This window comes from Acinetobacter gerneri DSM 14967 = CIP 107464 = MTCC 9824 (assembly GCF_000368565.1).
Taxonomy (GTDB): Bacteria; Pseudomonadota; Gammaproteobacteria; order Pseudomonadales; family Moraxellaceae; genus Acinetobacter; species Acinetobacter gerneri.
Genome location: NZ_KB849537.1, coordinates 49,389 through 74,032, shown reverse-complemented (window position 1 = coordinate 74,032; position 24,644 = coordinate 49,389). Strand labels below are relative to the sequence as shown.

General features: G+C 36.5%; 23 protein-coding genes and 2 pseudogenes. 9 read left to right on the top strand and 16 right to left on the bottom strand.

Annotated elements, in window-relative coordinates; all coding sequences use genetic code 11:
- Positions 1 to 14: 14 nt before the first annotated feature.
- Positions 15 to 1,964, bottom strand: a complete 1,950-nt coding sequence (rpoD, locus tag F960_RS02095; protein ID WP_228134719.1) for an RNA polymerase sigma factor RpoD — start codon at positions 1,962 to 1,964, stop codon at positions 15 to 17.
- 339 nt (positions 1,965 to 2,303) lie between these two features.
- Between rpoD and F960_RS02090 the strand changes: the two genes are divergently transcribed.
- Together F960_RS02090 and F960_RS02085 are read left to right on the top strand one after the other, a co-directional pair.
- On the top strand, positions 2,304 to 2,510 hold the full coding sequence (locus F960_RS02090; RefSeq protein ID WP_004856833.1) for a PA3496 family putative envelope integrity protein: 207 nt from the start codon (positions 2,304 to 2,306) through the stop codon (positions 2,508 to 2,510).
- A 67-nt stretch (positions 2,511 to 2,577) separates the two neighbouring features.
- The gene (locus F960_RS02085; RefSeq protein ID WP_004856828.1) at positions 2,578 to 3,102 is read left to right on the top strand and encodes a YecA/YgfB family protein; all 525 of its coding nucleotides are present in this window, start codon (positions 2,578 to 2,580) and stop codon (positions 3,100 to 3,102) included.
- 95 nt (positions 3,103 to 3,197) lie between these two features.
- Here F960_RS02085 and F960_RS02080 read toward each other — a convergent pair whose 3' ends face one another.
- The 7 genes and pseudogenes from F960_RS02080 to trhO form a co-directional block, all read right to left on the bottom strand.
- Positions 3,198 to 3,467 carry a DUF4282 domain-containing protein gene (locus F960_RS02080; RefSeq protein WP_004856824.1) on the bottom strand — a complete coding sequence of 90 codons (270 nt, stop codon included), beginning with the start codon at positions 3,465 to 3,467 and terminating at the stop codon, positions 3,198 to 3,200.
- 230 nt (positions 3,468 to 3,697) lie between these two features.
- Positions 3,698 to 4,096, bottom strand: coding sequence for an ABZJ_00895 family protein (locus F960_RS02075; protein WP_035373544.1), 399 nt, complete (start codon positions 4,094 to 4,096; stop codon positions 3,698 to 3,700).
- A gap of 304 nt (positions 4,097 to 4,400) precedes the next feature.
- Positions 4,401 to 4,814: an ABZJ_00895 family protein gene (locus tag F960_RS02070; RefSeq protein ID WP_004856817.1), complete on the bottom strand. Its 414-nt coding sequence runs from the start codon at positions 4,812 to 4,814 to the stop codon at positions 4,401 to 4,403.
- Between the two features lie 21 nt (positions 4,815 to 4,835).
- A pseudogene (locus F960_RS02065) lies at positions 4,836 to 5,348 on the bottom strand (DedA family protein); the annotation flags it as partial.
- The gene (locus tag F960_RS02060) at positions 5,349 to 6,359 is read right to left on the bottom strand and encodes an IS30 family transposase (RefSeq protein WP_004856812.1); all 1,011 of its coding nucleotides are present in this window, start codon (positions 6,357 to 6,359) and stop codon (positions 5,349 to 5,351) included. It abuts the pseudogene before it with no gap.
- Between the two features lie 62 nt (positions 6,360 to 6,421).
- Positions 6,422 to 6,529: pseudogene (locus tag F960_RS21710) on the bottom strand (DedA family protein); the annotation flags it as partial.
- Between the two features lie 226 nt (positions 6,530 to 6,755).
- Positions 6,756 to 7,688 (bottom strand): oxygen-dependent tRNA uridine(34) hydroxylase TrhO, encoded by a 933-nt coding sequence (gene trhO, locus F960_RS02055; RefSeq protein ID WP_004856806.1) that lies wholly within the window; start codon positions 7,686 to 7,688, stop codon positions 6,756 to 6,758.
- 359 nt (positions 7,689 to 8,047) lie between these two features.
- Here trhO and F960_RS02050 point away from each other — a divergent pair, with 359 nt between their 5' ends.
- Both F960_RS02050 and F960_RS02045 read left to right on the top strand, forming a co-directional pair.
- Positions 8,048 to 8,530: a DUF1289 domain-containing protein gene (locus tag F960_RS02050; RefSeq protein ID WP_004856803.1), complete on the top strand. Its 483-nt coding sequence runs from the start codon at positions 8,048 to 8,050 to the stop codon at positions 8,528 to 8,530.
- 22 nt (positions 8,531 to 8,552) lie between these two features.
- Positions 8,553 to 9,161, top strand: a complete 609-nt coding sequence (locus F960_RS02045; RefSeq protein ID WP_035373760.1) for a LysE family translocator — start codon at positions 8,553 to 8,555, stop codon at positions 9,159 to 9,161.
- 37 nt (positions 9,162 to 9,198) lie between these two features.
- On the opposite strand, the gene F960_RS02040 is transcribed toward F960_RS02045, so the two are convergent.
- Positions 9,199 to 9,750: a TetR/AcrR family transcriptional regulator gene (locus F960_RS02040; protein WP_004856798.1), complete on the bottom strand. Its 552-nt coding sequence runs from the start codon at positions 9,748 to 9,750 to the stop codon at positions 9,199 to 9,201.
- 90 nt (positions 9,751 to 9,840) lie between these two features.
- Here F960_RS02040 and F960_RS02035 point away from each other — a divergent pair, with 90 nt between their 5' ends.
- A complete protein-coding gene (locus F960_RS02035) occupies positions 9,841 to 10,386 on the top strand; it encodes an HPP family protein (protein WP_020846916.1) in 546 nt (181 codons plus the stop codon).
- A gap of 132 nt (positions 10,387 to 10,518) precedes the next feature.
- On the opposite strand, the gene F960_RS02030 is transcribed toward F960_RS02035, so the two are convergent.
- From F960_RS02030 to F960_RS02020, 3 genes are all read right to left on the bottom strand, one after another.
- Positions 10,519 to 12,015, bottom strand: a complete 1,497-nt coding sequence (locus tag F960_RS02030; RefSeq protein ID WP_004856793.1) for a CoA-acylating methylmalonate-semialdehyde dehydrogenase — start codon at positions 12,013 to 12,015, stop codon at positions 10,519 to 10,521.
- A gap of 36 nt (positions 12,016 to 12,051) precedes the next feature.
- On the bottom strand, positions 12,052 to 13,212 hold the full coding sequence (locus tag F960_RS02025; RefSeq protein ID WP_004856786.1) for an iron-containing alcohol dehydrogenase: 1,161 nt from the start codon (positions 13,210 to 13,212) through the stop codon (positions 12,052 to 12,054).
- A gap of 237 nt (positions 13,213 to 13,449) precedes the next feature.
- Entirely contained in the window at positions 13,450 to 14,841 is a 1,392-nt protein-coding gene (locus F960_RS02020; protein WP_004856783.1) for a GntP family permease, read from the bottom strand.
- A 516-nt stretch (positions 14,842 to 15,357) separates the two neighbouring features.
- Between F960_RS02020 and F960_RS02015 the strand changes: the two genes are divergently transcribed.
- A complete protein-coding gene (locus tag F960_RS02015; protein ID WP_004856781.1) occupies positions 15,358 to 16,308 on the top strand; it encodes a 3-hydroxyacyl-CoA dehydrogenase NAD-binding domain-containing protein in 951 nt (316 codons plus the stop codon).
- A gap of 122 nt (positions 16,309 to 16,430) precedes the next feature.
- Here F960_RS02015 and F960_RS02010 read toward each other — a convergent pair whose 3' ends face one another.
- Entirely contained in the window at positions 16,431 to 17,207 is a 777-nt protein-coding gene (locus F960_RS02010) for an IclR family transcriptional regulator (RefSeq protein WP_004856778.1), read from the bottom strand.
- Positions 17,208 to 17,457: 250 nt separating this feature from the next.
- Between F960_RS02010 and F960_RS02005 the strand changes: the two genes are divergently transcribed.
- Together F960_RS02005 and hemN are read left to right on the top strand one after the other, a co-directional pair.
- Positions 17,458 to 18,393 carry a nucleoside recognition domain-containing protein gene (locus tag F960_RS02005; protein WP_004856777.1) on the top strand — a complete coding sequence of 312 codons (936 nt, stop codon included), beginning with the start codon at positions 17,458 to 17,460 and terminating at the stop codon, positions 18,391 to 18,393.
- Positions 18,394 to 18,636: 243 nt separating this feature from the next.
- A complete protein-coding gene (gene hemN, locus F960_RS02000) occupies positions 18,637 to 20,001 on the top strand; it encodes an oxygen-independent coproporphyrinogen III oxidase (protein ID WP_004856774.1) in 1,365 nt (454 codons plus the stop codon).
- 136 nt (positions 20,002 to 20,137) lie between these two features.
- Here hemN and F960_RS01995 read toward each other — a convergent pair whose 3' ends face one another.
- Together F960_RS01995 and F960_RS01990 are read right to left on the bottom strand one after the other, a co-directional pair.
- Positions 20,138 to 21,142 carry a hypothetical protein gene (locus F960_RS01995; protein ID WP_004856772.1) on the bottom strand — a complete coding sequence of 335 codons (1,005 nt, stop codon included), beginning with the start codon at positions 21,140 to 21,142 and terminating at the stop codon, positions 20,138 to 20,140.
- 21 nt (positions 21,143 to 21,163) lie between these two features.
- The gene (locus tag F960_RS01990; RefSeq protein WP_004856770.1) at positions 21,164 to 22,162 is read right to left on the bottom strand and encodes an alpha/beta fold hydrolase; all 999 of its coding nucleotides are present in this window, start codon (positions 22,160 to 22,162) and stop codon (positions 21,164 to 21,166) included.
- A 317-nt stretch (positions 22,163 to 22,479) separates the two neighbouring features.
- On the opposite strand from F960_RS01990, the gene F960_RS01985 reads away from it, so the two are divergent.
- Complete coding sequence (locus tag F960_RS01985) at positions 22,480 to 23,094, top strand: carbonic anhydrase (RefSeq protein WP_004856767.1); 615 nt, start codon at positions 22,480 to 22,482, stop codon at positions 23,092 to 23,094.
- A gap of 245 nt (positions 23,095 to 23,339) precedes the next feature.
- Here the strand turns inward: F960_RS01985 and F960_RS01980 are convergent, their stop codons facing one another.
- Complete coding sequence (locus F960_RS01980) at positions 23,340 to 24,542, bottom strand: MFS transporter (protein ID WP_004856762.1); 1,203 nt, start codon at positions 24,540 to 24,542, stop codon at positions 23,340 to 23,342.
- Positions 24,543 to 24,644 lie beyond the last annotated feature (102 nt).

The window sequence follows — 24,644 nt, the reverse complement described above, 5'->3', positions numbered from 1 at the left end:
CTATGATTTATGAATTAGTCATTTTCCAAGAATGAACGTAAGTGTTCAGAACGTGAAGGATGACGTAATTTACGTAAAGCTTTTGCTTCAATCTGACGAATACGTTCACGAGTTACATCGAACTGTTTACCCACTTCTTCCAAAGTATGGTCAGTTGGCATGTCGATACCGAAACGCATTTTCAGTACTTTTGCTTCACGTTCAGTCAAGTTTTCTAAAACTTCACGTGTTGCTTCTTTTAAACCTTCCGAAGTTGCAGCATCAACAGGAGAGGTGATGTTGCCATCTTCGATGAAGTCACCAAGATGCGAATCTTCATCATCACCAATCGGAGTTTCCATAGAAATCGGCTCTTTGGCAATTTTGAGGACTTTACGTACTTTAACTTCGTCCATTTCCAGACGTTCACCCAATTCTTCAGGCGTAGGTTCACGACCCATTTCTTGAAGAAGTTGACGAGATACACGGTTGATCTTGTTGATTGTTTCGATCATGTGTACTGGAATACGAATCGTACGTGCTTGGTCAGCAATCGAACGCGTAATCGCCTGACGAATCCACCAAGTCGCATAAGTCGAGAATTTATAACCACGACGATATTCAAACTTGTCTACAGCTTTCATCAAGCCGATGTTACCTTCTTGAATAAGATCAAGGAATTGCAAGCCACGGTTGGTATATTTTTTCGCAATCGAAATTACCAAACGTAAGTTTGCTTCAACCATTTCTTTTTTAGCACGGCGAGCTTTAGCTTCACCAATTGCCATACGTTTAGAAATCTCTTTGATTTCTTTTACATTCAGGCTCAATTCTTTTTCGATGTCTGCAATCTTTTGTTGGAATGCAAGAACATCTGGACGTACTTTTTCGAGATAGCCTTTAAGCTCATTTGGAGCTTTGGCAATTTGTTCATCTAACCAAGCTGGATTTGATTCTTGACCTGGGAATGATGTACGGAATTGAGTACGATCCATACGACCACGACGAACGGCATAACGCATAACTTCACGTTCTGAAGTACGAATTTGCTCATGTGTACCGCGGATTAATTCTGAAATAATGTCAAATAAACGTGGAGTAAATTTGAACATCATAAATACAGTTGCCAAATCTTCTAAAGCTTGTTTGCCTTCAGCAGAGTTACGACCATGTTTTACGATGGTGTCTTTGGCAGTGCTCCAAACTGACTCTAGCTCAGTGAAACGAACTTTGGCAATTTCAGGATCTGGACCAGATTCACCTTCAGAGTCGTCATCACTTTCAGACTCTTCTTCTTCATCATCGTCGTCTAACTTAACGTCTTTAGTCGGTTTGTTTGATGATTCTTCTTCGTCATCGTCGATTTCAGATTCATCTTCTAAAACTTCTGGAATTTCTTCATCAGTTTCAGGATCTAAATACCCTGATAAAATATCAGCTAAACGGCGTTCGCCATTTTCATAATCTTTGTATTCTTGTAAAACAACTTCAACCGCATTTGGCCAATAAGCAATAGAGTTCAAAACGTCACGAATACCTTCTTCGATACGTTTTGCAATGCTGATCTCACCTTCACGGGTTAGAAGTTCAACTGTACCCATTTCACGCATATACATACGGACAGGGTCAGTGGTACGACCAGGTTCATTTTCAACAGATGCAAGTACGGCAGCCGCTTCTTCTTCTGCAACTTCATCAGCGCCTTCGTTATTGCCTTCGAACATTGCATCATCAGATTCTGGTGCGCGTTCGTGCACAGGAATACCGACGTCTTGAAGCATTTGAATAATGTCTTCAATCTGTTCGCTTTCTGTGATTGAGTCTGGGAGATGATCGTTAACCTCAGCGTAGGTTAAGTAACCTTGTTCTTTGCCTCGGCTAATAAGAGCCGCTACTTGCGAAGTAGGGGAATTCATTTCGCTCATCTTTACTCTCTTTTGATTGAATCTGTGGCGGTAAAATTGTGGATATTTCGCACAATTTATCTAAATATCTGTTTGAATAACACACTAAAATCGTCAGAAAATGCAGTTAAAAACTGTTCTGATAAAAGATTAAGTGAGTGTATTCAGTAATATAAATGGAGGTGAAATTGTTATTTTCAAGATCATCCCATACGTTCATTGTATTTTAAAAAATGACTTAAAAAATGTCATCAAACAGTAAAACGTAAGGTGGATTATATCATGGCACAAAATAGGCCAATAAAAAAGCCTAAATACAACTTTATATGTAAAAAATACAAATAAAACTTGACAAGTTTTTCTAAGAAAGATAAATAGCGCCTAGACCCATTCACTTTTTTTCATTATGAGGTAGTTTTAGTGTCTTCGACAGATTTTGAACTAGATGATAACTACGGTGATGATGATGTTAGTTTTGATGAGTCATCAAGCAAAATTAGCGCCAAAGAATCATTAGAAAAGCGACGTTTAATTGATGATCTACTTGCACAACGTCGTTTAGATCGAGAATTAAAAGACTTCGATTACGATTTTGATGACGATGATCTTGATGACGAAGATGAGTAAACAGCATTTTGTATCAAACCGCTAAGTGCTATGCTATACCCCTAAATTTTACAAGATTGGATTCAAAATGAGTGCTTTAGATTTAGACCTGTTGAGTGACTATCTAGATGGCGACCAAAATGAGTATGGTCTAGATTTTGCGGCAACACATGGTTTTTTATGTGCCATTGCAGTTGGACCTCAATTTGATCGTTGGTTAGACGAACTTTTTGAAGGTAATCAAAACAAAGCACCCAAAGAAATCGTTGAACAAGTGAAACTTTGGTTAAACGATATTCGTCAAAAACTTGCCAATGAAGAAGGCATCGAATTTCCTTTTGAAGTTGAAGAAGCGGAAGTGGATTCAAGTCTAGGAGATTGGAGTGTTGGTTTCGTTGATGCAATGTTCTTGAACGAAGAAGCTTGGTTTACCGAAGAATTCGAAGAACAATTGGTTGACCTTACTTTGCCAATTATGGTGTTTAGCGGTATCGATGAAGAAGATCCTCAAATGGAATCTTTCCGTCGCAATGGTCAACTTATGGATGAATTGGCAGAAGAAATTCCTGACAATTTAAATGAGTTATATCTCATGTACCACACACCAAACTAAGTGATTAGTATATTAAAATGCGTATGTAAATTTTACATACGCATTTTTTTTTGTTTATCTTTTACCAAATTATTTAATAAAAAATAATGGAAAGTTTAAGGCTGACGATCTGCAATTTTTTTCAAATTTTCATGAATTTTAAAAATAACAATCAACAGTTCAGAGTAGACTCGTACAGCTAAGCCACCAAAAACTAAGATGAGAATGGCGATGAGTAAGCGCATTCCAAATCCATAGAAAGCGCCATAACCATAACGAAATAAAGTACTTAAAGCTGTAAAAATGACAAAAATTAAGCCAATCCAATAAAGTACAGTTACAATTTTTGGCGTGAGCATGTCGTTAAGTGTAAAAAGATTATTCATAGATATTCCAATATTATTTGAATGTTTAATTATGTGAAATGTACAAAAAATAGTTAGATTAAATTATGTACAGTGATGGATACTAAGTTAATTTTTTTAATGATGCAATTTTAAAATAATAATGATCTTTAGGATATTGTTGCTGAATATTTTGATTAGTTCGCTGTATCCAAGGTGATCATTGCTTTTATAAAGCTGAGCAATGAGGTTTTTTACGAGTTGTCTTAAAATTATTTTTTCAAAAAAAATTTGGCACAGCAAGCATAGCTCATATAGAAAATAAAATATTCAATGCCAAATACAATGAATAAAATCAATAACCATATCCAAACAGGGACCTGATGGATGGTATAGCTGATATTGAAATCTTCATAGCATAGGATAAAGGCAAGATATAATAATTGAATGAATGTCGTTCCACAGATTGAACCCCAAACGAGTTGCTGTTTTTCACCTGTGGTTGGTAGGCGTTTTTCTTTATTGATAAATATTGATGCAATTGTTGTGCTGACTATGAACAGTAGTGCGATATTGACTGCATCGGGGATATTGATGAAGATATTAATGATAGAAGTAATAAACACGCTAAGAAAATAAAATACAGTAAATAAGATGAGATAAAACCTCATTAGATTCCCCAAAATAAAATTTTTTAATAAAGTAATAGTTAGATAATTTGCATAAATAGATTTTAGATTAAAAATTACCCTCATCCTAACCTTTTCCCGAAGGGAGAGGGAACTTTAAATTTGTATTTTCTAAAATAGAAAATGTTGAATTAATGTATATATTTAGGTTATAAAAGAGAAGTATTAAATGCTTATAAAATAATGTTTTATGTTTTATGTTTTTATTGTAATATTGAATGTGCAAAATATAAATAATCATTTTGCACATTATTTTAGGACAATAGACTCAAATAAATAGGTGTTGTTATTGGTTTAATTTATTAAAACAACGATTGGCATACCAACCATAGCTAAGATAAAAAATACCGCCATGGATAATCACCACAAAAAGCATAATCACTGCTGTACCTGCAAGTCCAGATTTTTCAGCTGCTTCAAGTAAATGATCTGAAGCTGGGTTGGTGACAATATAGAAAAATAAAAGTATGCAGGCGATGACTAATGCGGTCATTGTTGTGCCCCAAACCAACAACATTTTTTCATCATTCGAAGGTAGGCGTTGTTCTTTTTTTACAAAATGTGCAGCAGTCAAGAAACCAGCAGCGATGAGAATAGGGAGGGTCGTGATCATTCCAAGATTGAACATGGTAAAAAGCACGCCGAGTAAAACCAAGGCAATACTATATATTGCTGCAAAATATAAAAAATAATGTTTCATTTTGACCCCAACACAGAAAATTTAAATATCGTTCGATTTACGCTTTGATCTACGATAAAGATAACAAACTATAAATAATACGACTAGCGCGATAATCACATAACCCACTTGACTAAAAATTTTATGCATTAATGCTTGGTTTTGTCCAAAATAATAACCGACACAGGCTAAAAAAGTTGTCCAAATCACTGTGCCGAGGCTACTAAACAGCATAAATTTCCAAAAAGGCATATGGCTCATACCTGCAGGAATACTGATCAATGAGCGTACGGCAGGGATCATTCGACCAAAAAATACGATTCGATGTCCATATTGTTCAAACCATTTTAGGGATTTTTCTACATCGGAAGATTTCAAAAAGATATATTTACCGTAGCGATCAACCCATCGGAAAATGCTGATGTGATTAAATTTGTAGCCAACCCAATATAAAAATGCAGCGGCTATTAATGAGCCAATGCTGCCTGAAATAATCACGCCGATGAGGATTAAACTTCCTTGTGAGGCTGAATATCCTGCTGAAGGCAGGTGGATTCAAACATGAGGTGCGACAGTTTTAAAACATTTGTGATAATCAGTTAGTCTCGAAAACTCCTCTAATGGCGTCAACCAGTTTAATGCTTTTCTTGGTCGTGTATTTAATGACATGGCAACTTGATTTAAATAATTTTGATCAGCTTGGTTTAAATCAATTCCTTTCGGTAAATACTGCCGTATAAGACCATTCATATTTTCAATTGTACCTTTTTGCCACGGTGAATGTGGATCACAAAAATATACATCTATATCCAACTCCTCCTCCAATTGCTTATGTTGAGCCATTTCTCGTCCTCGGTCATAAGTCAGGGTTTGTCTCAGCTCAGGTGGCAGGTAAGCCATTGCTTCGGTCAAGGCTGTACGTACAGATTCTGCCTTAGCATCAGGTAAAACTGCTAGTAAACAGAGTCGTGTATTACGTTCAATCAAAGTTGCTACTGCGCTTTTATTATCTTTTCCTTTGATCAAATCAGCTTCCCAATGACCTGGTATTTTTCTTTCCAAGACCTCTAATGGACGCTCATGAATTGTTTTTATATCCTGTAAAATACTATCTTTCTGTGGCAGGTTTTCAGTTTTTCTTTTCTTATTTTCCCGACGTAAACAAGATAATAACTCCTTTTTAAGTTCACCTTTGGGTAAAGCTCTGATTGTTGAATAGATTGTGGTATGGCTAATATTCATCTCTTTATCATCTGATTGTCGTTTGAGCCACTTAGAAATTTGTACAGGTGACCATAAACATTTTATGGCTTCTACAATAAATTTCCATAGTAAGGAATCCAAATAAATTTTTGTATGACCGCGCCTGCGTCGTCGCTGCGAAAATTCAATCGCTTGTTCAGCACTATATTGATGAACAGAACCGCAATTTTTATTTAATTCACGAGAAATTGTACTGTGATGTCGGTTAATTTGTTTAGCAAATTTTCGAGCAGAAAAATTGGGTTTGTTAAACTCTAACATTAGTGCAGTTCGTTCAACTATTGTTAAATGTACGTATGACAATATGACACTCCTTTATACCTATATTAGGTTGGGGGTGTCGCACTTCAAGTTTTAGTCTGCCGCATAATAATTTCTGAAGGGATTGGCGGAAAGACATTATCTAAAAACATCAAAATGGCGATGCCAAAATAGCCTAAGCTTTCCATTATGGAAATAATCCAATCGGTCATGAACGTTTAAATACTGGAAATGATTTTATTATCCTAATCAGAGTTGCATTTAAAATACGTAAGCATTTGTACAAAATTTTCAAATATATATCTGTTTTACTGAACCTAGAGTACTTTTCGTAAGCTAAAACACGCTATATAAAGCTGAAAGCACAAAAGATTGAGCATAAAAAAGGTCAATCAGGATTGCTGATTGACCTTTTAGGACGAAACTCAAAAGTTTTGATTAGAGGCGTTTACGTTTTGCTGCTGTAATTTGAGATTGGCGCATACGGAAACCTTCTTTTTGTTTTTCAGAAGTTTTCTCGATACAGTATTTACATGAAACACCGTGCTCATAACTTGGCAATGCAACTTCTTCTGGAGTCAGAGGCCAACCGCAAGCATGACATTTCACATTTACGCCTTCTTCAACACCGTGTGTTACAGCCGTACGCCCGTCAAACACAAAACATTCACCTTCCCACATACTTTCGTCAGCTGGTGTTTCTTCGAGGTATTTTAAGATACCGCCTTTAAGGTGATAGACCTCTGTAAAGCCTTCTTGAAGTAATAACGATGTTGACTTTTCACAGCGAATACCACCTGTACAGAACATCGCAATTTTCTTGTCTTTATGCTGTTCTAAGTTTTGTTTAACGTATTCTGGAAATTCACGGAAAGTTTCAGTTTTAGGGTCAATCGCGCCTTTAAATGTACCTGCTTTATATTCGTAATCATTACGAGTATCAACCAAGATTACGTCATCACGAGCGATGAGTTCATTCCATTCTTTCGGATCAAGATAATGGCCCACTAAATCACGTGGTTTAACTTCGACACCTAACGTTACGATTTCTTTTTTATGTTTGATTTTCATTTTACGAAATGGTTTTTCATCACTATGTGATTCTTTATATTCCATGCTCGTAAAACCTTCAGCCAATAAAAACTGCTGAATGGTATCAACTGCTTTACGATCGCCAGCAACAGTACCGTTGATCCCTTCATCAGCAACAATTAGAGTTCCACAAAGATTGATGGTTTTTACCAAGTCTAAAAGACGTTGTTGTAGATCAAGTGAATCTTCAACTTCTTTAAATTGATAAAGTGCCGCAACAACCCAACCAGTGGTCGCTTGCTGTTCTACAGGTGCAAGCTGTTCTACAGTAGCGTTCATGGAATACTCCAAATGTTTTTAAATGAGAAAATTTTAGGCGCATATTCTAGCTTGAATTATGTGAATTTGCGAGGATTGAAAGCAGGAGAATTGCAATAAGATGCTTCCTTGTGAGGATCACCCGACATAAAAAGTAGAGTCTGAGACTTTGATCAGAAAAATCTTAAAATCAGCATAAATCATTTGCAAATTTGCGATGATTTGACTATAAAGAATGCAGAATTTTTTTCATCAATCGGATGAAGAATATACTAAATATTGTGATAATTTATCTTCAATACTACAATATATAGTATGCTTTGCCTGCTTGATGAATTTTGAAATTTATCCCAAAATTTCGAAAATGTGAGGAAAATATTTTGACTAATGATCGCCGTATTCCATCTCTAACCCCTTGTGCAGGACGCTGTTCAACGGTATTTGGCGATCATGTTTGTCGTGGCTGTCGTCGTTTTAACCATGAAGTTATCCAATGGAATACCTATAGTCTGGAACAGAGAATGGCTGTTTGGCGACGCTTGGATGCGCAATTGGATCAAATTTTAGTACCGATGTTGCCGCTTGCAAATCTGCAACATGTGGAAGGCTTTATTTCAAGCAAGCGCGTTCGTGTCATGCAAACTGCATCCAAAGGGCGTAAGTTGTACCATGCACTAAAAATCTGTGAAAAAAATAAAAATCATGCAGAGGAGAGCGGTTTAGGGATTCTTCCTCATCAAGTAAAACCGATTTGGACTGAGTTTGAACGACGTGTTTTGGCACTTGCTAAGGCAAGCTATGATTTTGCTTGGTTACGTGCCGATGGTATTAGCCAAAGTTTATTGCACTTAGAACAAGTTTAATGACCTAAAATATGAGTAATTTGTGAATTTTTCAGCGTACTTTCTATATTGTCTTGCTGTGATCGTGATGATCGCAACACCAGGACCTGTCATGCTTTTGGTGGCAAGCGCAGGTTTGAAAGGGGGATATAAAAATGCCCTGAAAACTATTTTTGGAACAAATTTCGCATCTTTGGTTTTGATCCTACTCTCTGTCCTGATTTTAAAGGGATTTATAGAACTCAATCAAAGCTGGTTTAATGCAATAAAAATTGCAGGATGTGTCTATATTGCCTATTTGGGATTGCAGATTTTTAGAGAGTCGCTGCAAGTCGATACAGAAAACCAGCCGATTCAAGCGGTCAAAGGTGGCTTTAAACAAGGCTTCTTTGTAGCAATTGCCAATCCCAAAGATATTATTTTCTTTGCAGCATTTTTCCCACAATTTATCAATATAACGAGCAATCTCAATCAAAGCCTCAGTTTATTGACTTTGACTTGGATTGTTTTAGATTTTGCGACTTTATCTTTGGTTTATCTACTATTTAACCAACTTGCAAAATCTAAGTTTTATAGCAAAATGCTTTCAATCTGCGGTGCGATTTTGATTATCGTGGCTTGCTATGGAGTGTATTCGACATTGATGAGCTAAGTTTTAGTTAGCCAATGCGATGCTCCAATTGCCCATCTTAGTTTTCCATAGCTTGGATAAATTTAAGCAATAAATCATGATTTTGATCCGCAACTTTTTGATCGAAACCATCGACTAAAAAGCGACTAATCAAACCTTCTAATAGATTGAAAAAGAGCTCTGCTATCGCATCTGCATGTTTAAATGCTGACACATGTTCCAAGATAAATTGTCTTAACCAACGCTTATGTTCTTGTGAAATTTCAATCATTTCTCGGTCTTGCTCTGAAGATTCACCAACTGCACGAACAAATAAACAGCCCTTAAAATGATCCGTTTGGAACCAATCGCAGTGCCAACGATAAATTTTATCGAATGCGATATAAGCATTGGCATCCGCGACATATTCAAGCAAACTTTGTCTAAATCTTTGATCACGTGCTTTTAGAACTTCAGCGACAAGCTGTTGTTTATTTTTAAAATAAGTATACATCGTGGTTTTTGAGCAACCTGATTCATCACGAATCAAATCTACTCCAACACTGACAAAGCTATGTTGGTTAAACAGTTGTTCGGCGGTATTTAAAATTTTATTTGCAGACTTTGACATCACCATTCCAAATTGATCTTGAAAATAGTACAGATCTGTACTATTTTTATTTTAGCGCGCTAATTTGATTAAATCAATCATGAGGACAAGGTGATGTATTTATTCTCAGGCAAAGAGAAATTAGCACCTCGGGCATCCAATCCAGAAATCTTACGTAGTTTTTTGGGGGGAAGCTTGAGTATCTTAACGTTATTAATCATGGGAAAGTTATCCAATAATATTTTCATCATGGCACCTTTTGGCGCAACATGCGTGATTTTATATGCAGTGGCGCAATCACCTTTGGCACAGCCTAGAAATGTGATCTTAGGGCATTTTATTTCAGCTTTGGTCGGGTTGTGCTTTCTAAAATGGTTTGGGTTCAACTTGTTGAGTATTGCGCTTTCAGTCGGACTTGCTATAGCGCTTATGCAGTATTTTCGATGTGTGCATCCACCTGCAGGTGCAAACCCTTTGGTTATTTTACTGACCGCTCATTCCTTTGATTATCATTGGTCATTTTTAATATTTCCAGTTTTGACAGGTGCGATCGCTTTGGTATGTGTGGCGTATTTTGTCAATAATTTTAAAACCAAACAAAAATGGCCCAATTATGGATTGGCATTGTGGGAGAGTAAAAAGAAAAGCTATGATTAGTCATACGCTTAGGCATATAGATCATGTGGAAATAAAAAACCGCAATATAAAGTTTTATATTGCGGTGAAGTGGATTTGTAAAATGAAGGATTAAAAAATTGCCCTTACATTTGCATGTCCAACATTTGGCTTTTAATTGAGTGTAGGCATAGAGAACTGTTTGCCTTCACGGATATTCGCTGATGGCCAACGTTGTGTAATCGTTTTTCGACGCGTATAGAAACGTGCACCATCTGGTCCGTAAGCATACAAATCACCAAATAATGAGCGTTTCCATCCACCAAAGCTGTGATATGCCACAGGTACAGGAAGTGGAATATTGATACCGACCATACCTACTTTGATATGATCAGAGAAGTAGCGTGCCGCCTCACCATCACGGGTATAGATACAAGTACCATTTCCATACTCATGATTATCAATGAGATCCATGGCTTCTTGCATGGTATTTACACGTAGGATTTGTAAGACTGGACCAAAAATTTCTTGTTGGTAACTCACCATATCTGGAGTCACTTGATCGATCAACGTTGGACCTACGAAGAAACCATTTTCATAGCCTTCAGGCTGTGCTTGACGACCATCAACAACAATTTTTGCGCCTTGTTTTTCAGCACTGTCGATATAGCCTACAACTTTTGCTTTGTGTTCCGCGGTGATCACAGGACCGAAATCATTGCTTTTATCTGAATAGACACCGAACTTTAGATGAGCAATTTCAGCTTTGAGTTTTTCGATCACAACATCTGCAATTTCATCACCAACAGCAACGGCAACAGAAAGCGCCATACAGCGTTCACCAGATGAACCAAAAGCCGCACCGAGTAATGAGTTTACGACATTATCAACATCTGCATCAGGCATAATAATGGCATGGTTTTTTGCACCGCCTAATGCTTGACAGCGTTTACCTGTAGATGTCGCTGTTTGATAGATATATTCAGCGATTGGCGTAGAACCTACAAAACTCACTGCTTGAATGCGTTTGTCATGTAAAAGTGTATCAACAGCTTCTTTGTCACCGTTTACTAGGTTGATTACGCCATCAGGCAAGCCTGCTTCTTTCAATAATTGCACGATGAAAAGGGTAGATGATGGATCTTTTTCTGATGGTTTGAGTACAAAACAGTTACCACAAACAATCGCCATCGGGAACATCCAAAGTGGAACCATAACTGGGAAGTTAAATGGTGTGATACCTGCAACAACACCTAGCGGCTGCATTTCACTCCAAGAGTCAATATTTGGTCCAACATTTTTAGAAAATTCACCTTTTAAAAACTCAGGTGCGCCACAAGCGTATTCGACATTTTCGATACCACGTTGCAATTCACCCGCTGCATCGTGAACAATTTTGCCGTGTTCAGCACCGATCAAGGCACAAATTTTTTCAGCATTTTGTTCCAATAATTCTTTAAATTTGAACATAACACGCGCACGTTTGATCGGTGGCGTATCTCTCCATGCTGGAAATGCCGCTTCAGCCGCTGCAATGGCTTCTTCAACCGTTGCTTTACTTGCGATCGCAACTTCTTTTGATTTTTCACCTGTAGAAGGATTGAAAACAGCTTGGGTACGTTCGGCTTCTGTAGAAATTTGACCGTTAATATAATGTCCGATAATGTCCATATTTATTCCTATATCTTAATGATAAAATTAAAAAAATTAGTTCCAAAGACGCTGATACATAGCGACCATTTCATCTATTGTGGGTACACGAGGGTTATTGCCCGGTGAGCCTGAAGCCAGTGCTTGTTCAGCCATAGTCTGCACAACCTCATCAAACAGTGTTTTGTCTGCGCCAAATTCTGCAAGTGTAGGCACTTGTAGGGCTTGGTTAATATCTTTTAAAGCTGAAACGAGTTTTTGATTGGCGATTTCAACAGAATCTTGAATTTCAGCAACTCCGATTGCTTTAGCGCAATCTGCATATTTTTCAGGTGCAGCAGGAATTGAAAATTCGGTGATCATCGGCAATAACATGGCATTGGATAGACCATGTGGGACATGGAAAAATGCACCAATTGGTCGGCTCATTCCATGTACCAAAGCCACAGATGCATTGCTAAAAGCCACACCTGCCAAAGTAGAACCGAGCATCATTGCTTCACGTGCTTGTTCATTTTCAGGGTTGAAATAAACAGTTTTTAAATTTGGTCCAATCAGTTTCATTGCTGAAAGTGCTTGCATATCACTGAACAAATTTGCTTTTTTACTGACATAGGCTTCGATGGCATGCGTCAAAGCATCAATTCCAGTATCCGCTGTGGTACGCGCAGGCACACTGAGCGTCAACTCATAATCCACAACCGCTGCCACTGGCATAAATCCGATGCCTACACAGAGCATTTTTTCGCTGGTTGCATCATCAGTGATAATGGTAAATTTGGTCGCTTCAGAGCCTGTGCCTGCCGTTGTCGGTACTGCGATAATCGGCAAACCTGCTTCATTAACTTGGCGAGGAAAACGATATTCTTTGATTTCACAGCCATGCTTACCCAAGATACTCATGGCCTTTGCACTATCGATCGGGCTACCACCACCGACGGCAATAATTGAGTCGTATTGATGTGCTTGGATAAATTCGACACCCGCTTGAATCGAGCCTGATGTAGGTTCTGGAATGGTGTCATCAAAATAATCAGACTCAATATTGGCTTGTTTTAAAATATTTTGAATATCATCGATATACCCCAATTTAACCATCATTTTATCAGTGATAATTAACGGTTTTTTACAGTGTAGACTTTCTAAAATCGCGGGAATTTTTTCACGTGATTTATGCCCAACTTCCATGATGCGCGGCAACAAAATAGTATGCGACATTGCTCAAACTCCATATTTATGTATCTTATGCTGAATTTTTTTATTTAACTCAATAACAAAAAGAGTATTTGAAAGATTCAGCAGATTAATTTTAGTAAATCTTATATTGATACGATTTGTATCATTATAAATAACATATAAAATTGAACCTGTGAACTGATTTATGCAAAAAATAGAAAATAAAATGGACACCTCGATGACGATAAGTGTCCATATAAAATGTTTTAAAAGAAAAACTTATACCCAGCCAGTCGCATAGTAAACGCCGATCACGACAAACACGGTGATGATTTTAAAAATAGTGATACCGAAAATATCTTTATAAGCTTCACGATGAGTCAAGCCCGTCACTGCTAAAAGGGTAATCACAGCACCATTATGCGGTAAAGTATCCATACCGCCTGACGCCATAGACGCCACTCGATGCATCACTTCCAATGGGATATTGGCTTGAATCGCCATAGCATGAAATTGATCTGCCATTGCCCCGAGCGCAATACTCAAACCACCTGAAGCGGAACCTGTGATCCCCGCTAAAATATTGATGGTAATCGCTTCATTTAATAAAGGATTACTAATGCCTTCGAGCGAATGAGCAACCACCAAAAATCCAGGTAGAGCAGCAATGATTGCACCGAAGCCATATTCAGAGCCTGTGTTCATGGCAGCGAGCATTGCACCACCAATTGCAGCTTTAGTATTTTCAGCGAAATTTTTGAAAATGGTTTTAAAACTGAAAATAATGATACAGATGATACCGCTACATAAAGCACCGATCACCGCCCAAATTGCCAAGATTTTTTTGGTATCGACACTGATCGGATCTTTCATACCGGCAAGTTGAAAGTCAAAAACGTTTGGATACCAAGCTGGAATATAATGAGTCAGTAACAGGTTCATTACGCCAACGACGATCAATGGCAGCACGGCAATCATTGGATGCGCAAGTTTGATATCTGCAGCAATTTCAGGCTCATTACGTAGGTTTGTGCCATAACCTTCGTTATTTTTTTGCGCTTTTTTACGTTTCAGTTCGAGATAAATCAAGCCAACAGTCAAAATGAAAATCGAACCGATAATCCCTAAAATAGGTGCTGCCCAAGCGGTCGTATCAAAGAATGAAGTTGGGATAATATTTTGAATTTGTGGTGTACCTGGCAGGGCATCCATTGTAAATGTTAGTGCACCCAAAACAATCGTGGCAGGAATTAAACGTTTTGGAATATCACTTTGTCTGAACATTTCAGCTGCAAACGGATAAACGGCAAAGACCACAACAAATAGAGAAACGCCGCCATAAGTTAACAATGCGCAAATCGTTACAATGACAGGAATAGCACGGTGCACGCCCAAAATTTTAATCACAGTTTCTACGATCGAACGCGCAAAACCTGAAATTTCAATCAATTTACCAAAGATTGCACCGAGTAAAAATACTGGAAAGTAAAGCTTGATAAAGCCGACCATTTTTTCCATAAATACACTGGTAAAAGCAGGAGCGACATCAGCCGGACTTGTTAAAAATACCGCAGCCAATGCAATCAGCGGCGCAACCAAAATGACACTTAATCCACGATATGCAGCAACCATCAAGGTGACTAATGCTGCAATGGTAATAATAACACTCATGAGTTTCCTCTCATAAGCATGATTAATCATATAAGAATCAACTTATACTACGACCATGCGTAATCTGTTTGGGCAAGATTCATTCTTGCTACATGTTTTTATTTAAGAAAAAATCACTCAATTCATCGAAATAAAGCAAAAAATAAAATAAATCCTTCACTTTTCTTATGCTTATTCCTTTGAATATGAAATGGAATTTTCAGCTTAAGTTTTGAAAAAATCCTTTTTCAACCCCGTTAAAACTTGGTTAGGTTTTAAAATACTATTTTTAAATACTGATACGTAATGTATCATTATTAAATTAATAACATATTCATTTTATAATGTGAATCTTTTTTATCCATTTAATTAAAAATTTAGCCTAAAGTTTTAAACGTATGGTAAAAAAAGAAAAATGGTTGATATTCTCTATATTTACCATTTTTAAATGTTTTAAGATGAAATGACACACAGCATAAAAGAATTTGCTTGATCGTCATTTGGACGTTGTCGTTAAAAAAATTGAAAAGGAATAGTATGAAACAAGTCAAAAAAGTCGCAATCGTAGGGACAGGTGTGATCGGTGCAAGTTGGGCAGCATTTTATCTTTATAAAGGATTTAGCGTCAGTGCCTTTGATCCTGCTGAAAATGCGCAGGAAAACTTGAAAAATCGAGTTTCTATTTATTTACAAGACTTATTTGAACTTGATCAAATTGCAGATTTTAAACAAGCACGCAATGATTTGTTAGACAAGCTGCACTTTTGTGAAAACTTGGTCGATGCAGTTAAAGATGCAGATTTTATCCAAGAAAATGGACCTGAACGACTTGATTTGAAATTGAGCTTATATCAGGAAATGACTGAAAATTGTCCAGTAAATACTATTATTGCATCAAGTTCATCAGGACTAAAAGTTTCAGATATTCAACAGAGTAGCAAGCATCCAGAACGTATCGTCTTGGGACATCCGTTTAATCCACCGCATCTTTTACCATTGGTTGAAATTATCGGTGGTGAAAAAACCACGCAAAATTATATTCAAGATGCGTTTGATTTTTATCGTGAATTGGGTAAAAAACCGATCATTATTCACAAAGAAGTCAAAGGGCATGTGGCGAACCGATTACAATCTGCGCTGTGGCGTGAGGCTTTTTATCTGGTATCCAATGGTGTGTGTAGTGCTGAAGATATTGATATCGCAATCACCAATGGTCCAGGTCTACGTTGGGCAATCTATGGGCCTTATCTCAATATGCAATTGGCAAATCAAAAAGGTTTTAAAACTGCCATGCATCATTTAGGTGGACCAATGATGGAATGGTGGGGCGATATGCATCCTTACCAATTGGATGAAAATGAAATTGAAAAGTTGGATCAAGAAACAGCACAATTCTTAGAAAAAATAGGTGAATTTGATTTGCAAGGCAAACGTGATGAGGCTTTGATCGAAATTTTATCTATGCGAAAAAAATTACAATTGCCTTAAAGATGCTTAAATAAATTTTTTATCACTCGGTCTAAAATTTTAAATCGATCTTAAACAAAGACTAAAAAAGCTCATGTTTGAACATGAGCTTTTTTTGCAGCATAACTTTGGGAAATGTTTGATTATTTCATTGAATTTTCAATATAAGTGGTGAGATCTTTAGCCGCTTTATTTAACTCTTTTTCATAGGCCATAAGATCAGTCAATGATTTACGAATAGTGGGTGCATGGGTATATAAGCTCGCCACAATTTCACTGCTCGGTAGGAGTACAGGAACTGAAACAGCAACCATACCTGCGATAAATTCTTCATTATCCGTTCCGATATTTTGTTTACGGATTTCAGAAATATTGTCTTCTAGAGCATCGATTTGGGTAATGGTATTTTTAGTAAACTGCGTCAAAGTCAAATTTTTAATGACATTTTCACGTTTTTCTTGAGGCAGATAACTCAAAAATAATTTACCACTAGAGGTACACCAAAGTGGGACTTTTGAGCCTACGGGTAAATAGACTTGTAGTGGCCAGTTGGTTTGCACACGATCTACATAGAGCATTTGATTGTCTTGTAAGATAGCAATGCCGCAGGTTTCCCCAATTTTTTTAGACAATTTTTCTAGGATCGAAATCCGTTCAATACGTGCTTTTTCATTGTCCCAAACATTATAAAGTAGCTTGTTTATACGCTGGCCAATGACCAAGCCCCCATGCAAATCAACTTTAACATATCCTTCTTTTTCAAGGAGTTGTATTAGTCGATGAATGCTAGGCTTGGGAATGTCCAAAGCCACAGAAAGATCCAAAGGAGACGGTGGGTGACTCGCTTCACCAATCGCTTCAATAATTTCTAAAACTCGAGTAATGGAAGAGCCTTTATTTCGTTTTGTTTGTTCGGACATAGAATGAGCTCAGGTCGAAAAAAGTAAAATCTTGTATTCGAAAATATTTTGCATTGTATATTAAAACTGAAATTGTTGATATTTTATAAGCAGATTCTTCGTCTAAAACGATTTGATATAGTCTAATACGGATAGAATTCTGGCTTGATTAAAAGTGTAATTTTCACTTAAATAATGAGCGCTGTTATGGTTAAAGATTGAAAAAAATTTAAAGATTGAAAAAAATACAAAAACTCAGGGAGCAAGTTGCATGGAGTTTATTGATGTAGTGATGTTGGCAGGGAAAAGTGCAGTAAATATTGCACTTTATACCTTGTTACCAATCATGGTCATTATGTTGATCTTCATGACTTTTTTAGAAAAATTAGGTGTATTAGATAAAATCATCCAAATTTTTAGTCCTGTGCTTAAACCTTTTGGTTTAAATGGTTTAAGTCTTTTTGCCTTATTACAACTCAATTTTGTCAGCTTTGTTGCACCGTTCGCGACACTGGCTTTGATGGAGCAAAGGGGGGTATCGGATCGGAAGCTAGCAGCAACGATCGCAATGATTTTTGCAATGGGGCAAGCCAATGTTTTTTATCCATTTATTCCTTTAGGATTGCATTGGGGAGCGGCTATCCTAATTTCAATTATCGGTGGTTTGATCGCATCTTCTTTGACGTATTATATATTTGCACGTTCTCTCTCAAATCAAGATTTATCGATACAAAGTGATGTGATACCGCAAGATAAGCAGCCGTGGACGATTGTGTCAGTGATTAGTCAGGCGGGTAAAGATGGCATAAAAATGTCCATCAATGCGATACCGATGCTCGTTTTAACATTAACTATTGTTGGATTTTTAAAGTATTTAGGTTTTATTCATTTTTTAGAAAATCTACTCGAACCACTGTTCAATCTTTTCCATATTCCTATTTATTATCTTATGCCAAGTTTAGTCAAGTTCTTTGCTGGAGGTAATGCTTATTATGGCGTTGCTACAGAGTTGCTTCAACAGCATGTTTTTAATGTGAAAATAATCAATCAATCTTCAGGTTTTTTGATTTGTATGCTTGATTTGCCTGCCATAGGGCTGATTATGTCCTTAGGTAAACGTATTGCTTATATCGTGAAATTTACGATGATTGGTGCGATTATTGGCTTATTATTTAGAACGATTATTCACATTATTTACTTCTCATAATTTAAGTTGGCGTGCTAAAAGATCAACTTTAAAATAAAAGCTAAAAAATATTTAATTTTAGATGCTTATAGTACGATTATTTATGTGAACGATTTAAATGATCCATGCAAAAATAATATTGCTGAGCATTTTATTTAGCGCCTTGAATTATTGCGTAGAACAAATCACAATATAAAAACTTTGTATGCAATCTATTCATTTTTTGGCGATAGATTTTGATTTATTTTGGGGTAATTTTTTAAGATGAGTACATCATTGATTCAAAAGTATAATGTGCCTGGTCCTCGTTATACCAGTTATCCAACTGTGCCATATTGGGAAGAGCAGACATTTAATTTAGATCATTGGAAAAGTGCTCTAAAACGTGCATTTCAAGAAAGTAATCAAAATGAAGGGATAAGTTTATATATTCATCTACCTTTTTGCGAAAGTTTATGTACTTTTTGCGGTTGTCATAAAAAAGTCACCAAGCGCCATGAATTAGAACAACCTTATATAGAAGCTGTTTTAAAAGAATGGGATTTATACTGTGAATTATTAAATGAAAAGCCACAAATAAAAGAAATTCATTTGGGCGGTGGAACGCCAACATTTTTCTCAGTTGAACATTTACAACAGTTAATCAAAGGAATCTTATCAAAGGCAGATGTAGCAGATCAGCATGAATTTAGTTTCGAGGGGCATCCAAACAACACCACTAAAGCGCATTTACAAGCATTGTATGATTTAGGATTTAGACGTGTCAGTTTTGGTGTTCAAGATTATAACCTCGCAGTTCAAAAAGCTATTCATCGGGTTCAACCCTTTGAAAATGTAGAAAATGTGACAAATTGGGCTCGTGAAATCGGTTATGACTCTATTTCACATGATTTGGTTTTTGGCTTGCCATTTCAAAGCTTAGAAGATGTGCTCTATACCATTGAAAAAACTAAGAGTTTAGCGCCTGATCGTTTGGCTTTTTATAGCTATGCTCATGTGCCATGGATCAAAGGAAATGGTCAACGTGGATTTAAAGATCATGATGTGCCAAAAGATCACGTGAAACGTAAACTTTATGAAGAAGGTAAAAAGCGTTTACTTGAGTACGGTTATCATGAAATTGGTATGGACCATTTTGCTTTAGAACAAGATGCAATGTTTCAATCTTTTAAACAAGGCAAACTGCATCGTAATTTTATGGGCTATACCGCCTCTAAAACCAAAGTAATGATTGGGCTTGGGATATCTTCGATTGGTGATAATTGGTACAGCTTTTCACAAAATGAAAAAAACCTAGAAGATTATTATGCTCGTCTTGAAAATGATGAAATTCCAGTATTTAGAGGGCATGTACTAAGTTCAGAAGACTTGATTATTCGCCAACATATTTTAAATTTGATGTGTACCTTTAAAACATCTTGGCAAGATCAAGCTTTGTATTTTCCACAAATAGCTGAAGTTTTAATGCAATTGGAAGAGATGCAAAATGATGGATTATTACAAATAAAGGGTCAGGAACTTACCATCACTGAACAGGGGATTCCATTTGTTCGAAATATTTGTATGGCATTTGATTTACGTTTAAAACGGAAAATACCGAGCACACAAATTTTTTCGATGACGATTTAATTTTTATCGTTTAGAAAGTTTGAAAGCTAAAAAAAGCGACGATGATGAATATCATTCGTCGCTTTTTAGAGAGAAGCAGATTTTAAAAAATACTGTCTCAAGCTATTTAAATAATTGAAAATTCAGTTATTAAAAATTAGCTTTCTATTTTTAAAATACTCAATACTTCATCTGAATAATAAAACTTTTCCAAATAGATTCGAGCACGTGTTTTTAGGTGATCTGTCGAAATCATGGTTTTGATTACAGGGGCTAAGAGTTGGTGAAGTTCATTTTCAACCAAAGCTTGGTCTATATTGATATCACTTAAGATTTGGTCAAAATTGCGTTCTTGATTGCGAACATACCAAGCATAGACACCATCATGAACCTGTTTTTTTAGATAATCTGTTTGACGTAAATGTTCCCAGATTTCATGACCTAAGCTGACTGTTTTTGGTAAGTCATTTACTTCTATATATTTTTTGATATTAGAAATGGGTGCTGTTTTGACTTTATGCCAAAGATTGGCTTGAAAATGATAGAGTTTGTTGTCATCAAAATTTCGATTGAGGACATTTTCACTCAACTGACTAATCTTGATAATATTTTTCTGTAAATAATGTTTTACGGTATCGTCGAGATTGGTATCTGTCACTGTTTCGAGTACGGATTTACCCATTTTCATAAAGCGACCAACACCAGGGACTTTTTTATTCATGACTGAATTGTCCACATAATCTTGGATTGAATGATGAATCAGTTCAGTCAACATTGATGAAAATGATGGATTATTCACGATCTTTTTGATTAAAGCTTTACGATGTGAAGATTTACTTGCGACATAGAGTGCAATTTTATCAATTGTTGTCACAGGAATAATATCTTCAATCGTCGTTTCATCATTGACAGGATGAACGATGGCAAAACGGATATGATCGGCGATTTGCTCAATTAGAAAATTGCTCGCAGGTGTTGCAAGGATTTGTTTTTGAAGTAAATGATTGATTTTTTCAAAACTCCAAATATCCTGCAAACGCTGCTGTCTAAACCATTGATAGAAATTTAAAAATTCGTCTTGAACCGTTTTCGATTCATTAAATTCACGATCTAAAAAGTCGAGTTGTGCGTCGATCAGTTGTTCAATGACAGGGTTCTTCATAAAATTCTACCTGTTTTCCCTTTATTGCTGGGGTTGGGTGTTATTGACCTTTTTTAAGAAAGGTAAATAGTTTTGGATCACGAGCTGATCAGCTTCTAAGATTGGCACATGTCCGACATGATTGAGTAAAACAGGGGCTTCAGCATTTTTCAGCATCCCCTTCAATTCATTGGCAATTTCCACATTGACAATTTGATCCTGTTTACCCCAAATAATCAAGGTCGGGGATTTAATTTCATGCAACATTTTGGTAAACGCTGCTCGATTGTAATATTTGTTGATATTACTTAACTCTTCAATCACTTTTGCTGTTTCTTGAGAGTCTTTAATGAATGATTTTTCTTGTTCTTTTTTGATGATACTTGGGATAAAAGGAGGGTTAACCATGACCTTACGATTAACAAAATCAAGATCACCCGGCTGTGCAACGATGAGCTGTTTTAAATAAACTGGATTGCTTAAATAAGTCGTATTACTACTCGTAAATGGGCCACCAATACTCATCAAAAGTAAGCTACGAGTATCATCTGGATATTTTGATGCATAGAATAGGGCAACTGACCCACCCAAAGAATGTCCTGCAATATTGAGATTGTTCGTGCTTCGTGTTGCTTCTAAAAAGCGACGTAATTGCTCGGTGACATTGTTGATGGAAAGATCAAGATTAGACGGAATTTGTGTACGACCTGAGCTTGGAAGATCAGGAATAATCACGTGATAACTTGGTGTTAAATCATGTGCGATTCGATTCCAGCTATCTCGATCGCTCGCTAAACCATGTAACAATAAGACAGTGGGTGCATTTGGATTGCCACCTTCACTATAAGACCAGACCACATCACCCACACGCAATGTTTTACTGCGTAAGCCCGCCCAAGCACGTTCTTCTTGTAGGATTTGTTGATAATTCACATATTCTGTTTCTGCTGCTGTCGCATAGTTATGCACACCGAATGCACTGATACTTAATATTGTTGACATTAATACTTTAAGAGTTTTAAAGGCGCGCATTCGAACCATGCAAATTATTCCATTATAAAAGGTGAGTCATTATATAAAAATGAGATAATTATGAATGAATACATTTGTATGTGCATTGATCTAAAAGTAGGTAATTGATTGTTTTATAGTCATAAGTTTGACATAATTTATAAAAGTTGAGAATAATAAATCTTTAATTTATAAAACAATGATTAGCTTTTTTGCTAAATAGATCACTTTTTATGATTTAGCTTTTAAAATTAACAAAAATTGTAACAGAGTTTATTTTTTGCAAGTGACAATCAATTTTCATGGCATTAAAATAGTAAGAATATCCAAATTAGATGGGAAGGCGCATGCTTACTGCTCAAGAAGCTTTAGATCGTTTGAAACAAGGAAACCAACGCTTTGTAAATGGTGAAACAAATCACACTAAACTTTTGACGCATCAGCAACGAACAGAAATGGCTGAACATCAAGAGCCATTTGCAATTATTTTGGGTTGTTCGGATTCACGTGTGCCTGCCGAAATGGTTTTTGACCAAGGTTTAGGTGATTTGTTTGTGATTCGTGTTGCAGGTAATATCGTTGCGCCATCACAAGTGGGAAGTGTTGAATTTGCGGCTGCAAGTTTCGGTTGTCCTCTAGTGGTTGTGCTTGGACATACGCACTGTGGCGCGATTAGTTCAACCATCGCTGCATTGAGCAATCCAGATCAGCCACCATCTGCAAATTTGATGTCGATCGTCAACCGAGTTCGTCCTTCGATTGAAATACTGATGCAAACTGAACTGAAAAATGATATTGAAAAACTATCAATGCATGCAGTGAAATCCAATGTTTTTGCTTCAGTTAATCAACTTCGTCATGGCTCTGCTGTGCTTGAAAACTTGATCGCTAAAGGTCAGTTAAAAGTTGTAGGTGCTGAGTATTCTTTAGAAACTGGTGAAGTATCAATCTACGATTTCTAAAATTTAGCGTATAACTGAATAAATCTGTCAATACACCGAAGTCGATCAGTTAACTAAAATCTTTAGTTAATATCTAAAAATCTCCCCTAACCCCTCTTTGGAAAAGAGGGGGGAAGCTTCAAGTGACTATCTTTTAGTACAAAGCTCCCACCTTTGAAAAGGAGGATTGGGGGAGGATTTTCAGAATACTGAACTAACTGGTATTCATTAATGAACTGTCTTTTATTTGATATTTATAAAAATCTCTAAGCTGTTTTCGGTAGTCTAAAAATAAAAAATAATGCGAGTATGCTTAAAGCAATGATAGAAAAAGCATATAAATTAGTACTATTGATCAAGCCAATTTTTTGCACCAACAAACCTGCAATGATCGCAGGTACACTAAATGCCAAATAGCTTTCGACATAAAATGCAGCCATTAAGCCCGCGCGTTCTTCAGGTTTTGCCAAAGGCATAACAGTGCGAATCGCTCCCATAAAACTTGTACCAAAACCTAATCCTGCAATGATCGAGCCTATAAAAAGTAGGTAAATATTGACCAAATTTATCCCTAAAATCAGGATGATTGTTCCTAAAATTAGGTGAATTGTGCCAAATTTTAGAATAAAAACAGAAGCAGATTTACGCAATAATATAATGCCAATCGCACCTGAAAGTGTAATCGCGCTAAAGGACAAACCATTGAGCCATGCAGAATGGATTTGAAATGCTTGAACAAAAAGTGATGGCATTAAGGAAAGAAAAATCCCGCTTAACATCCATAGGGCGATATTGACTGGGCTAATACTGATCAAGGCAAATTTTGCTGCAGGCGGCACAGCCATTTTAAGTTTTAATGATGCAAGCGCACCTGATCTTTTGATTGCAGTTTCAGGACTAAAAATCGTCAATATAAACTCGATCAGATAGATTACGATTAATATTTCAAAAATCAAATGTAATGGGGCATTTGAATATTGAAGTACCAAGCAGACAAGAATGGACCCAACCGTCATCCCAAGCATAGGGCAAATGCTATTGATGATGGGACCTTTATGTTTATTTAAATCTAAAAGTGCAGCACCGATAGATGAGACAGCCAATGCAGTTGCGATCCCCTGTATTGCTCGTGCGACAAATAACATATTGATATCATTGGAAAATAAGAAAAACATCATTGATGTCATTTGCAAGAATATCGCAAGCAAAATCACAGGTTTACGACCGATATAGTCCGAAATAGAACCAGCGATTAAAAGTGCCAACAGCAAAAAAAGTGCATAAGTTGCAAAAATCAGGGTCAAAATCACGGGTGAGAAATGCCAAAGCCTTTGATAAATTTGATACAAAGGCGCGGGTGCACTCGCTGCTGCCATAAATGACATCAGATTTGCAGTATGCAAAACCAGAGCAGCATTAGGACTCAGTTTAGAGCCTGAATTTTGCTGAAGACCACCGAATTGATTCATACACTATGCTATAATTAAAGCTAATATTTAGCTTTTATACATTAAAAAATAGACTAACGCAAAATATTAGCTTTAGTGTGTAGGTTTAAAATTGATTCAAAA

Excerpts from the sequence above, each read along its gene's own strand:
- F960_RS02085 (WP_004856828.1), top strand. The coding sequence starts at position 2,578 with ATGAGTGCTTTAGATTTAGACCTGTTGAGTGACTATCTAGATGGCGAC.
- F960_RS02080 (WP_004856824.1), bottom strand. The coding sequence starts at position 3,467 with ATGAATAATCTTTTTACACTTAACGACATGCTCACGCCAAAAATTGTA.
- F960_RS02075 (WP_035373544.1), bottom strand. The coding sequence starts at position 4,096 with ATGAGGTTTTATCTCATCTTATTTACTGTATTTTATTTTCTTAGCGTG.
- F960_RS02070 (WP_004856817.1), bottom strand. The coding sequence starts at position 4,814 with ATGAAACATTATTTTTTATATTTTGCAGCAATATATAGTATTGCCTTG.
- trhO (WP_004856806.1), bottom strand. The coding sequence starts at position 7,688 with ATGAACGCTACTGTAGAACAGCTTGCACCTGTAGAACAGCAAGCGACC.
- F960_RS02040 (WP_004856798.1), bottom strand. The coding sequence starts at position 9,750 with ATGTCAAAGTCTGCAAATAAAATTTTAAATACCGCCGAACAACTGTTT.
- F960_RS02030 (WP_004856793.1), bottom strand. The coding sequence starts at position 12,015 with ATGGACATTATCGGACATTATATTAACGGTCAAATTTCTACAGAAGCC.
- F960_RS02025 (WP_004856786.1), bottom strand. The coding sequence starts at position 13,212 with ATGTCGCATACTATTTTGTTGCCGCGCATCATGGAAGTTGGGCATAAA.
- F960_RS02020 (WP_004856783.1), bottom strand. The coding sequence starts at position 14,841 with ATGAGTGTTATTATTACCATTGCAGCATTAGTCACCTTGATGGTTGCT.
- F960_RS02015 (WP_004856781.1), top strand. The coding sequence starts at position 15,358 with ATGAAACAAGTCAAAAAAGTCGCAATCGTAGGGACAGGTGTGATCGGT.
- F960_RS02010 (WP_004856778.1), bottom strand. The coding sequence starts at position 17,207 with ATGTCCGAACAAACAAAACGAAATAAAGGCTCTTCCATTACTCGAGTT.
- F960_RS02005 (WP_004856777.1), top strand. The coding sequence starts at position 17,458 with ATGGAGTTTATTGATGTAGTGATGTTGGCAGGGAAAAGTGCAGTAAAT.
- hemN (WP_004856774.1), top strand. The coding sequence starts at position 18,637 with ATGAGTACATCATTGATTCAAAAGTATAATGTGCCTGGTCCTCGTTAT.
- F960_RS01995 (WP_004856772.1), bottom strand. The coding sequence starts at position 21,142 with ATGAAGAACCCTGTCATTGAACAACTGATCGACGCACAACTCGACTTT.
- F960_RS01990 (WP_004856770.1), bottom strand. The coding sequence starts at position 22,162 with ATGGTTCGAATGCGCGCCTTTAAAACTCTTAAAGTATTAATGTCAACA.
- F960_RS01985 (WP_004856767.1), top strand. The coding sequence starts at position 22,480 with ATGCTTACTGCTCAAGAAGCTTTAGATCGTTTGAAACAAGGAAACCAA.
- F960_RS01980 (WP_004856762.1), bottom strand. The coding sequence starts at position 24,542 with ATGAATCAATTCGGTGGTCTTCAGCAAAATTCAGGCTCTAAACTGAGT.